Source organism: Azospirillum brasilense (assembly GCF_008365405.1).
Taxonomy (GTDB): Bacteria; Pseudomonadota; Alphaproteobacteria; order Azospirillales; family Azospirillaceae; genus Azospirillum; species Azospirillum brasilense_D.
In genome coordinates this window covers 1-9,225 of record NZ_QOKV01000028.1, presented here as the reverse complement: position 1 = coordinate 9,225, position 9,225 = coordinate 1, and the positions used below count along the sequence as shown (strand labels likewise).

Annotated in this window: 11 protein-coding genes; 4 read left to right on the top strand and 7 right to left on the bottom strand. The window is 64.0% G+C overall.

The window, feature by feature from the left end; genetic code table 11:
- The first annotated feature begins 104 nt into the window (after nucleotides 1–104).
- The 3 genes from DS837_RS27965 (at nucleotide 105) to DS837_RS27955 (ending at nucleotide 2,633) form a co-directional block, all read left to right on the top strand.
- A protein-coding gene (locus DS837_RS27965; RefSeq protein ID WP_149167723.1) for an IS3 family transposase occupies nucleotides 105–1,243 on the top strand; the annotation gives its coding sequence in 2 pieces (ribosomal slippage) (nucleotides 105–354 and nucleotides 354–1,243; 1,140 coding nt in all).
- Nucleotides 1,244–1,309: 66 nt separating this feature from the next.
- Complete coding sequence (locus tag DS837_RS27960) at nucleotides 1,310–1,795, top strand: DUF1810 domain-containing protein (RefSeq protein WP_149167722.1); 486 nt, start codon at nucleotides 1,310–1,312, stop codon at nucleotides 1,793–1,795.
- Between the two features lie 247 nt (nucleotides 1,796–2,042).
- A complete protein-coding gene (locus DS837_RS27955; protein ID WP_149167721.1) occupies nucleotides 2,043–2,633 on the top strand; it encodes an IMPACT family protein in 591 nt (196 codons plus the stop codon).
- 63 nt (nucleotides 2,634–2,696) lie between these two features.
- Here DS837_RS27955 and DS837_RS27950 read toward each other — a convergent pair whose 3' ends face one another.
- The 7 genes from DS837_RS27950 to DS837_RS27920 all read right to left on the bottom strand — a co-directional run bounded on the left by DS837_RS27950 (nucleotide 2,697) and on the right by DS837_RS27920 (nucleotide 7,967).
- On the bottom strand, nucleotides 2,697–3,113 hold the full coding sequence (locus DS837_RS27950; RefSeq protein WP_170296013.1) for a nuclear transport factor 2 family protein: 417 nt from the start codon (nucleotides 3,111–3,113) through the stop codon (nucleotides 2,697–2,699).
- A gap of 101 nt (nucleotides 3,114–3,214) precedes the next feature.
- On the bottom strand, nucleotides 3,215–3,874 hold the full coding sequence (locus DS837_RS27945; protein ID WP_247890172.1) for an MmyB family transcriptional regulator: 660 nt from the start codon (nucleotides 3,872–3,874) through the stop codon (nucleotides 3,215–3,217).
- 280 nt (nucleotides 3,875–4,154) lie between these two features.
- Nucleotides 4,155–4,685 carry a VOC family protein gene (locus tag DS837_RS27940; RefSeq protein ID WP_149167718.1) on the bottom strand — a complete coding sequence of 177 codons (531 nt, stop codon included), beginning with the start codon at nucleotides 4,683–4,685 and terminating at the stop codon, nucleotides 4,155–4,157.
- A 101-nt stretch (nucleotides 4,686–4,786) separates the two neighbouring features.
- On the bottom strand, nucleotides 4,787–5,728 hold the full coding sequence (locus DS837_RS27935) for an alpha/beta fold hydrolase (RefSeq protein ID WP_247890171.1): 942 nt from the start codon (nucleotides 5,726–5,728) through the stop codon (nucleotides 4,787–4,789).
- Nucleotides 5,686–6,510, bottom strand: a complete 825-nt coding sequence (locus tag DS837_RS27930) for an oxidoreductase (protein WP_149167717.1) — start codon at nucleotides 6,508–6,510, stop codon at nucleotides 5,686–5,688. Before DS837_RS27930 ends, DS837_RS27935 begins: the two co-directional genes overlap by 43 nt.
- The gene (locus DS837_RS27925) at nucleotides 6,507–7,406 is read right to left on the bottom strand and encodes an NAD(P)-dependent oxidoreductase (RefSeq protein WP_149167716.1); all 900 of its coding nucleotides are present in this window, start codon (nucleotides 7,404–7,406) and stop codon (nucleotides 6,507–6,509) included. Before DS837_RS27925 ends, DS837_RS27930 begins: the two co-directional genes overlap by 4 nt.
- Nucleotides 7,407–7,667: 261 nt before the next feature.
- Nucleotides 7,668–7,967, bottom strand: coding sequence for an EthD family reductase (locus DS837_RS27920; protein ID WP_149167715.1), 300 nt, complete (start codon nucleotides 7,965–7,967; stop codon nucleotides 7,668–7,670).
- Nucleotides 7,968–8,232: 265 nt separating this feature from the next.
- Between DS837_RS27920 and DS837_RS27915 the strand changes: the two genes are divergently transcribed.
- Nucleotides 8,233–9,093 (top strand): LysR family transcriptional regulator, encoded by an 861-nt coding sequence (locus DS837_RS27915; RefSeq protein ID WP_149167714.1) that lies wholly within the window; start codon nucleotides 8,233–8,235, stop codon nucleotides 9,091–9,093.
- The last annotated feature ends 132 nt before the right edge of the window (nucleotides 9,094–9,225 follow it).

The window sequence follows — 9,225 nt, the reverse complement described above, 5'->3', positions numbered from 1 at the left end:
GGTTGCAATGCCAGGACCTGGGCTGGGGTCAACGATACTGAGATGATCCCCGTTCTCCGGACAGTTGGATAAGCTTGGTTCGCCCAGAATGAAGGACGGACCCGATGACGGGGAATCGGAAGCGGTATTCGGCGGAGTTTAAGGCGAAGGTGGCGCTGGAGGCGATCCGGGGCGAGCTGACGGTGTCGCAGCTGGTCGCCAAGCACGGGGTGCACCAGACGCTGATCGACGCCTGGAAGACGCAGGCCATCGAGGGGATGGCCGGGGTGTTTTCCGGCAAGGCGGAGGTGGCCGAGGCCACCCATCAGGGCGAGGTGGAGAAGCTGCACGCCATGATCGGACAACTGGTCATGGAAGGCGATTTTTTGCGCAAGGCCTCCGGTCGATGAGCGTCGGCCGGAGGCGGGAGATGATCGAGCCGGAGTATCCGCGCCTGTCGATCACGCGCCAGTGCGCGTTGGTGTCGCTCAGCCGCTCCGGCTATTACGAGCCGGTGAGGGGCGAGCCGGCCGAGAACCTGGACCTGATGCGGCTGATCGACGCGCAGTTTCTGGAGACGCCCTGGTATGGCAGCCGGCAGATGACCCGTCATCTCCGGCGCCGGGGGCAGGAGGTCAACCGCAAGCGAGTCCGCCGCCTGATGCTGCGGATGGGCTTGCGAGCAGTCTACCAGCGTCCAAAGACAACGGTGCCTCATCCGGAGCACAAGATCTGGCCGTACCTGCTGCGCGACATGGTCATCGACCGTCCTGATCAAGTGTGGTGCGCCGACATCACGTACATTCCCATGCGCCGCGGCTTCCTGTACTTGATGGCAGTGATGGACTGGGCGACACGCTGGGTGCTGGGGTGGCGGCTGTCGAACACCATGGACGTCGAGTTCTGCCTGGAGGCGGTGGAGGAGGCGATGGCGCAGTACGGGCGCCCGGAGATCTTCAACACCGATCAGGGCAGCCAGTTCACCAGACCCCGCTTCACCGGCCTCTTGACCGCGGCCGGTATTCGGGTGTCGATGGATGGGCGGGGCCGCTGGATGGACAACGTGTTCATCGAACGGCTCTGGCGATCGCTGAAATACGAGTGCGTCTATCTCCATGCCTTCGAGTTGGGCAGCGAGGCACGGGCCGGCATCGGCCAGTGGATTGATTATTACAACGCCGACCGACCGCATTCCGCGCTCGGCGGCAGGACCCCGACCGAAGCCCACCAGGGCGTCCCGGCCGGGATCCGACTGGCGGCATGACACGGACCTGAACCAAGCTTATCCAGGCCGCAAAACTGTCCGGGGAACGGGGACCATCTCACTGGAATGCAACTGGACAATCCTTTCAATCTCCAACGGTTCGTGACCGCACAGGAGCCGGTGTTCGCGACGGTGCTCGACCAATTGCAGGACGGGCGCAAGCGGAGCCATTGGATGTGGTTCATTTTTCCGCAACTGCGCGGCCTCGGCCGCTCGGCAACCGCCGAGTTCTACGGCATCGCTTCCCTCGACGAGGCGCGCGCCTATCTGGAGCATCCGACGCTCGGCCCACGATTGGAAGCCGCGACGCGGGCCGTTCTAGCGATCCGGGGGCGATCGCTTCATGAGATCTTCGGCTCTCCGGACGACATGAAGTTCCACTCCTGCATGACCCTGTTCGCCTTGGCTGCGAAGGAGTCTGTTCCCCTTTACCTTGAGGCGCTTGCGCTCTGCTTCGATGGCCGAATGGACAAGGCGACGCTGACAGCATTAGGGAGTCCCGGGGCGGCCGGACGGCCGCGCCCGCCGTTCGAGGGCGAGCGTAAATCCTGATGTGTCAGGATTTACGCTCGATAGTATGAAAGGGGACTATGGAGGAGGCGCCCAGCATGATGGTCGAGGCGGTCACCACCACCGCATTTGCGGTCGGTTGGCTGGAGCGGCACAGCTCCGTCATTGCCGGTTTCGTTGCAGATATCGTTGCGCCGACGTCGCAATCCCCCCATGGAATGAATAAATTCCGTCGGCCTTTGGCCAGGGCGGCCTCTGGCCCATGCAGGAATGATAGTGGCGAAAGGTAATGTTCACACTGAAACGGAAAGAGCATTTCGAGCAGGAGATCAAGAAGAGCCGCTTTCTGGCTTCGGCGGGGCCGGTCACGACCGAAGAGGAGGCACGTGGATTGATCTCCGCGTGCAGCCAACGGGATGCGGGCCACAACTGCTGGGCCTTCCGGATCGGCGACCTCTACCGGTCTAGCGATGACGGCGAACCGGGGGGAACGGCGGGACGCCCGATTCTTCAGGCCATAGACGGCCAGAAGCTGGATCGGGTGGCGCTGGTGGTCAGCCGCTGGTTCGGTGGCGTTCTTCTCGGTGCGGGCGGGCTGGTGCGTGCCTACGGCGGCACCGCAGCGGCGTGTCTTCATGCCGCTGAGCGTCAGCCGATCATCCGCTTTGCAGCCTTGGCCGTCACCTGCGCCTTCGCCGACGAGGCCAGGATCAGGTCGGGGCTTGGCGCCTTCCCAGCGGCCTCTGCCGAGACCAACGGCTTCACGCCCCAAGGCGTGCAACTCCGGATCAAGGTTCCTTGCGGGCAGCTGGACGATGTCGTTTGCATGATCACGGATGCTTCTCGCGGTCAAGCCAAGCTCCAAAAGTCGCCCGGATAGCGAATGAGGATCCATCCGGCGAGCGCCACTCCCATCACCGCGCTCCGTTGGGCAACCGGGCCGTTAAGGCTCGGACGGGCGGCAAGCCGCCTCCAGGGCCGCCTCATCGTCGCAACGCTCCTCGAAGCGGTGGATTCGGCCGTCCTGCAGCACCCACCGGTGTTCGGTCGTCACCGCCACCGGTTTCCCGGTGACCTTGCTGACGGCCTCAACGAGGTTGCGCGTGACGATGTGGTCTCCGTCCCTCGCGATGTCCCGCATCTCGTGCTTGGTGATCGTCCATTCCTGGGCCAACCCCTGGAAATAGCGCTGGACACCATCCAGGCCATGGAAGATGCCGGAGAAGGCCGCAAGGGTCGGGGACCGGCCGCAGGATATCCACTCGACGTCGGACGCGAGATGCTCGAACAGCGGCGCCACATCGCCCACGGCGTAGCGGTCGTACAGGTTGCGAAGCAACTCGATGTCGGTCTGCACCATGCCGCATCTCCGCCCATCAAGGGATGGTCCGCCATGATAGGGCCGGGTCCCGTGCGCCATGCCGGTGCAAAGGCGGTGCCTCTGTCGGGCGGGGCTGCTCCTCACAACCGGGCGAGGGCCTGCCGCATGATCTCCGCTGTGGCGAGGTCGGCCGGGAAGAAAGCCTCGATGGCCAGTTCGGACAAAGTGACGTCCACCGCCGTTCCGAACACCGTTGTGGTGCTGAAGAAGCAGAGAGTCCCGGCGTCCGTCCTGAGCCGCAGAGGAACCACCACGCCATCATGCGACGACAACGGCTCGCCCCGGCCGTGCGGAGCCGGCCCGCCGGGCATCGGGTAGCCCTTCAACTCGCCGAACAGCGCGGCCAGTACGGGATCGGCGCTGACGTCGATCTGCCGGATCAGCCGGTGCAGGATGTGCGCCCGCCACTGGGCGAAGTTCTCGATCCGCGGTGCCAGCCCGGAGGGGTGAAGGCTGAGGCGCAGCACGTTCACCGGAGGCCGGAGAAGATCCGGCGAAGCGCCGGTGAGCAGCGGGGCGACCGCCCGGTTGGCCGCAACCAGCGTCCAGTGCCGATCGACGGCCAACGCCGGGTGAGGCTCGTGCCCGGTCAGCACGAGATCGACCGCCCGACGGGCGGCCTGCATCTCCGGATCGCCCAGCCGGTGTTCGGAAAAGACCGGCGCGAAGCCCGCGGCGGCGAGCAGCGCGTTGCGGTCGCGCAGCGGAATGTCCATCCGCTCCGCCAAATGGAGCAGCATGGTCCGGCTGGGCTGCGAGCGCCCGGTTTCCAAGAAGCTGACGTGCCGGGTCGAGATGTAGCGAGCGCTCCCGCAACGCCTGGACAAAGCGGCGGTCCTCGTCGGTCAACTTGCCGGATTGTCAGCCGGGAGCCGAACCGCATGCCGGGGCGTCGGAGGTTCGGACTGCTTCGCCGACACCGGCTTATCGGAGGTCCCCCTTGGTTCGGCGGGCGCGTCCTGTCGCCGGCGCCGGATTCCCTAATCCCGCATGACGCTGTGCTGTCCAATCGTGCCCTGCTCAGTCCTCGTCCTGCCACCTGCGCAGATCGGTCTGGTCATGATAGGGCATACGGTCCGGCGTGGTGATGAACTCTATCGTCGTGCCCCAGGGCATGCGACAGTAGCAGACCTTGTTTCCAGGACCTTTCTCGGTAGCATAGGGAATAGCGCGCGGCGCGGTGAGGGGGGTGCCTCCAGCCCTCTCGAAGCGCTCGACCGATGCGTCGATGTCGTCGGTGTAGAGAGCGAAGTGCGTGATGCCGAAGTCGCTCGCCCGGATCGGCTGGGCTTGCTCGGGGCCGTGCATTTCGAAGAGCTCGATATCGGGTCCGGTTCCGATCTTGACCATCGCCTGCGCACGCACGACCGTTCCGGGGAAAGCGCCGACGGCCCGCTCGAATTCGGGTCCCTGCCGCGATGGATCCTGCGGTCCGAAGGATTGGTAGATCACCTGGCCGCCAAAGGCTTTTACCAGGAACGATTTTGCCGCTTCAATGTCGGGCACCGTAATACCGATATGATTGACGCCGCGAATGAGGGGTGCGGTCATGACAGTCTCCTTGATTTTGTCGATCCATCGCGACCGCTTCGGGTGCAATTCGCCCGCAGCGTCGCGATCCGCCCAGCCCGCGACGGCGCGGGCGCAGAGTTTCAGTTGGGCTTGAGGAAATCGATCAGGGCGGCCGCGACTTCATTGGGCCGCTCATCCGCGACATAGTGGCTGCACCGCGCGATCGAGCCACCTGTCACGTTACTGGCAAACTCTTTGAGCATCGGGACCATCTGCGCACCGAACCGCTGGTCCCCACCCAGACCGAGCACCGGTATCCCGAGGGGGTGCTTCTTGTACTCAAGAGCCGCCGCATGATCGGCGGCGAGGGTGCGATACCATTCCATGCCGCCGCGCGTGCGGCCAGGAAGAGCCATCGCCTTCGCGTAGATCTCGATGTCCGCCGGATTGAAGGTGCTGTGATCGTAGAAACGCTCTGCCATGAAGGTCGAGACATAGTCATATTCACGGCCATGGATCAGGCGCTCGGGTAGATCCCGGTTCATATGGAAGCTGAAGTGCCAGAGCCCCGCGGTCGTCGCCTCCCATCCGCTCCAGCCGGGAAGCGGAACGTCGAGGACGGCCAGGTGGGTGACAGCCTCCCGGTAGATGGCGGCCTGCGGCAAGGCGACCATTCCGCCGACGTCATGTCCGCACACGGCGTAGCGTTCATGCCCAAGGGCAATCATGACCTCGTGCGCGTCGCGCGCCATCGTTGCCTTGTCATAGCCGTCGAGCGGGCAGTCGGAAAAGCCCGCGCCGCGCAGATCGATGGCCACCACGCTGACATGCTCGGCCAGCAGCGGCATCACATTGTGCCATTCCCACCATGTTTCCGGCCAGCCGTGAAGCAGAAGGATCGGCGGGCCCGAGCCTCCCGTGACAGCGTTGATCTTGATGCCATTCACCGGCACCAGTTGCTGGGTAAACCCCTTCAACGTTGCGATCATGATCGCTTTCCAGTCGATGTTGACGTTTAAACAAAGCTCGCGGCCAGCGCTCAGTGCTGATCGAAATCGGTGGTGATCGAGATGTCGCGCCAAGCGTCGATATCGCTGCGGAACGCAGCCAGCTTTCGTTCGGCGATCGCGTGCGCGATGGGGCCGAGTGGCAAATGAAGCGGGGCGTCATCGGCATCGACTGCCTGCAGGATCACCGTGATCGCCCTGTCGGGATCGCCCGCCTGATTGCCGTTGTTGGTTTCGCGATAGTGCTTGCGCGAGCTCGTGGCGTATTCCGGCATCTCGTTGGCCGCCATCCTGATCGAACGGCCAAGGAAATCGGTGCGAAACGGCCCAGGCTCGACAATCAGCACGCGGATGCCGAACGGCTCCAGCTCGCTGGCGAGCGCTTCGGAAATCCCTTCCACGGCGAACTTGGCGGCGTTGTAATAACCTCCGCCGCCGCTGCCCGCGATGCCGGCGCCGGACGACATGTTGACGATCGTTCCGCCCGAATGTCGCAGGACGGGCAGGGCGGCTCTGGTGGTTTCGATCAGTCCGAAGACGTTCACCTCGAACATTGGCCGATATTCTTCGGGCGTGCCTTCCTCGATCGCGCCGAACAGTCCGTAGCCGGCATTGTTCACGAGCACGTCAAACCCGCCGAATGTCTCGACCGCCTTTGCGACCGCTGCCTTGGCTGCCGCCGCATCCGTCACGTCCAGCGGCAAGGTGATCATGCGGCCGCCGAAAGGCTCGGCCATGTCTTCGATCGTTTTGACATCGCGGGCCGTCGCGATGACCTGATCGCCGCGTTGTGCCGCGGCGAGCGCGAGGCGCTGTCCGAAGCCACTCGAGCAGCCGGTGATGAGCCAAGTCTTCATTGTTTCTTCTCCGAGTTGGTTTCAGACGACGCCAGACTGTCGCCGCCGCGAACCGTCATGTCGGCCATGATCGACCAATCCTTGTTCCCGAAGCCCGCCGAGACAGCTTTGCCGAGCCCCTCGCGGACCGCTTCGAGCATCGGGAGCGTGCGCCCGATCTCGTTGCTGGCCTCAGTCGCGAGACGCATGTCCTTGAGCGCGAGCTCGGCTTTGAAGCCCGGCTCGAAGGACCGTTCCGTGATCTGCGCGCTGTAGCTCTCATAGGCGCGACCCGAGAAAAGGGTGCCCAGGATGAGTTCGAAGAAATTCGCACGGTCGAGGCCGACGCTCTCGGTCAGCACGACACCCTCAGCCATCGCCTCGATAGCCATGGCGATCATCATATTGCAGGCGAGCTTCGCCGTATTCGCCCGAGCGGGGCTCTCCCCCAACCTCCAGACCTTTTTGCCGAGTGAAGCGAGCAGCGGTTCGACCGCGGCAACGGCATCGGCCTTTCCGGCCGCCAGGATGTTAAGCTGGCCACTCGCCGCTACGTTCGGTCGCCCGAGGACCGGTGCGGACACATAGCCAAGGCCTGCCTCTTCGTGCAGCAGCTCCAGTTCCCGCGCGAAGGCGACCGAGATCGTCGATGTGACGACATGGGTCAGCCCTGGTTGCGCGCTTGCCAGCAGGCCGGCATCGAGGATCACCTCCCGAATGGCAGGGTCGTCGGATAGCATCGTGAAGACTGCGTCAGCTTGGAATGCATCCGCCGCGAGCTTGACCAGCGTTACCCCGGGAACGCTTTCCTGAGCGACCTTGCTACGGTTCCAGGCCCGCACGTCATGGCCTGCCTTCACGAGGTTCAGGGCCATTGCCGAGCCCATATTGCCGAGACCGACAAACCCGATCTGCATGGTCTATCTCCTGTTGTTCGGATGAGAGCTGTGCGCGGGATCGGACGCAGGCTGCCAGGCGATCGTGAGGCCGAGACCTGCGCCGACGAGTTGGCGGGTGGCGATGCAGAGGAGAGCCACAATGAAGACGTGAGCAAGTTGGCCGGCATCGGCGCACGCCCCGCTGAGCGCATAGAGAGCACCGCCGATCGCTGCGACGCGCCGGGGCGCAGACCTGGAGAGATCAGCGGCCCCGGCAATCGACAGGCGCCGCTTTGCCGCTCAGAGTGGCTTCACGATGCTGCGCTGCGGTTTCACGGCGGTGACGATGTCGACGTCAGCCATTACCTGGGCGGTCTCGGGCGAATTGAGCGCGGCTTTCATGGCGGCCTCGTCGCGGAAGTTGACGACCCCGACCGCGATTAGCCCGGGACCGTCACCTTGCGGGAAGAACCCGCCGGCGCTTACCAGCCCATAACGTCCCCAGCTTTCCCGCACGAGCGGGAAGTGCACGTTGATCCAATGGTCGCGGTCGAACGGCGTTTCCTTATCGCCCGCATAGGTCACCAGCATCGTGATCATCGTCGAGGTCCTCATCGCGAGTATCGAGGCGGGCTGCCGCGTTCCGCGACCCCTCAGGAAAATCCTCTCTGTTCCGTCCGGACGAGCTTTCCTTGGGCCCCACAGCCAGGGTCACTATTCCTTCACCCAAGCGGCGGCCCGCATGGGTCTGGCGGGTCCGTAGAAGGACGCATCTCCAGACGATGATGGCAATCTAGGCATTCGGATTTGTTCGATAAGTGACATAACTGTACTCTCGGCGTTCAGTTTTGTGTGGGTGGTTGTGATGGAATGGAGCGACGTCAGAATCTTTCTCGCCATTGCGCGATCCGGCACGCTCGGCGCCGCCGCGCGTTCTCTTCAGACAAGCCATCCGACCGTCGGCCGGCGCCTCCGCGCACTTGAGCAGGCGATCGGTCACACGCTCTTCCAGCGCACCGCGGACGGTCTTGTTCTGACCGAAGAGGGCCACGGGATCATCGCGCTGGCGGAGCAGATGGAGGAAAGCGCGCTGGCGATGGAGCGCCGGCTTGCGGGGCAGGAGCAGAACCTCAAAGGCAGTCTGCGCATTTCATCCGCGGACTGGTTCGGGGCCTATGTCTTGCCTCCCATCCTGGCAGATTTCTCGAAAGCCTGCCCCAATGTCGATGTCGAGATCCTGACCGGCACGCGCCTGTTCAATCTCGCCCAGCGGGAGGCCGACGTCGCTTTCCGTATCGTTCCGTTCGACACCGCTGACGTTGTTCAGCGACGGCTCTTCCGCCTCGAGTACGGCGTTTACATCGCGGAAGAGGCGCAGGAGCCGAAATATGGCGATGGGACCGGTTTCCGGCTGATCACCCACGACACGTCCACCGGCCATTTCCCTGACATCGCGTGGCTCATCGAGAGTTTCCCCAACGCGAGGCCGGTCCTGCGATCGAACAACCGGAACGTTCAGGGGCGCATGTGCAGGCAAGGCGTCGGTATCGCCGTCCTACCCCGCGTGGTCGGCAATCAGATCCCGGGTATTCGCAGACTGGACCTGCCGACGCCGCCGCCGGCGCGAGACATCTGGATGGGATATCACCGGGACCTACGGCGTCTTCAGCGTCTTCGTGCGTTCATCTCGACCGTATCGGGCCATCTCGTGAATGCGACCGCATGATGTGCGATCGTGCCCCTGAGCGTGGTGTAGGAGTTGGGTCGCTCATTTGGTCTCCGGCTGGTCTGGCCGGGATTGTCAGGCAGCCACGTCGGGCAGGCTGACGAGGGGATCATCGCCGAGCGGGGCGATGGT

What these genes read in the sequence shown, in the direction of transcription:
- DS837_RS27960 (WP_149167722.1), top strand. Translation starts at nt 1,310, where the DNA reads ATGCAACTGGACAATCCTTTCAATCTCCAACGGTTCGTGACCGCACAG.
- DS837_RS27955 (WP_149167721.1), top strand. Translation starts at nt 2,043, where the DNA reads ATGTTCACACTGAAACGGAAAGAGCATTTCGAGCAGGAGATCAAGAAG.
- DS837_RS27950 (WP_170296013.1), bottom strand. Translation starts at nt 3,113, where the DNA reads ATGGTGCAGACCGACATCGAGTTGCTTCGCAACCTGTACGACCGCTAC.
- DS837_RS27945 (WP_247890172.1), bottom strand. Translation starts at nt 3,874, where the DNA reads ATGCTGCTCCATTTGGCGGAGCGGATGGACATTCCGCTGCGCGACCGC.
- DS837_RS27940 (WP_149167718.1), bottom strand. Translation starts at nt 4,685, where the DNA reads ATGACCGCACCCCTCATTCGCGGCGTCAATCATATCGGTATTACGGTG.
- DS837_RS27930 (WP_149167717.1), bottom strand. Translation starts at nt 6,510, where the DNA reads ATGAAGACTTGGCTCATCACCGGCTGCTCGAGTGGCTTCGGACAGCGC.
- DS837_RS27925 (WP_149167716.1), bottom strand. Translation starts at nt 7,406, where the DNA reads ATGCAGATCGGGTTTGTCGGTCTCGGCAATATGGGCTCGGCAATGGCC.
- DS837_RS27920 (WP_149167715.1), bottom strand. Translation starts at nt 7,967, where the DNA reads ATGATCACGATGCTGGTGACCTATGCGGGCGATAAGGAAACGCCGTTC.
- DS837_RS27915 (WP_149167714.1), top strand. Translation starts at nt 8,233, where the DNA reads ATGGAATGGAGCGACGTCAGAATCTTTCTCGCCATTGCGCGATCCGGC.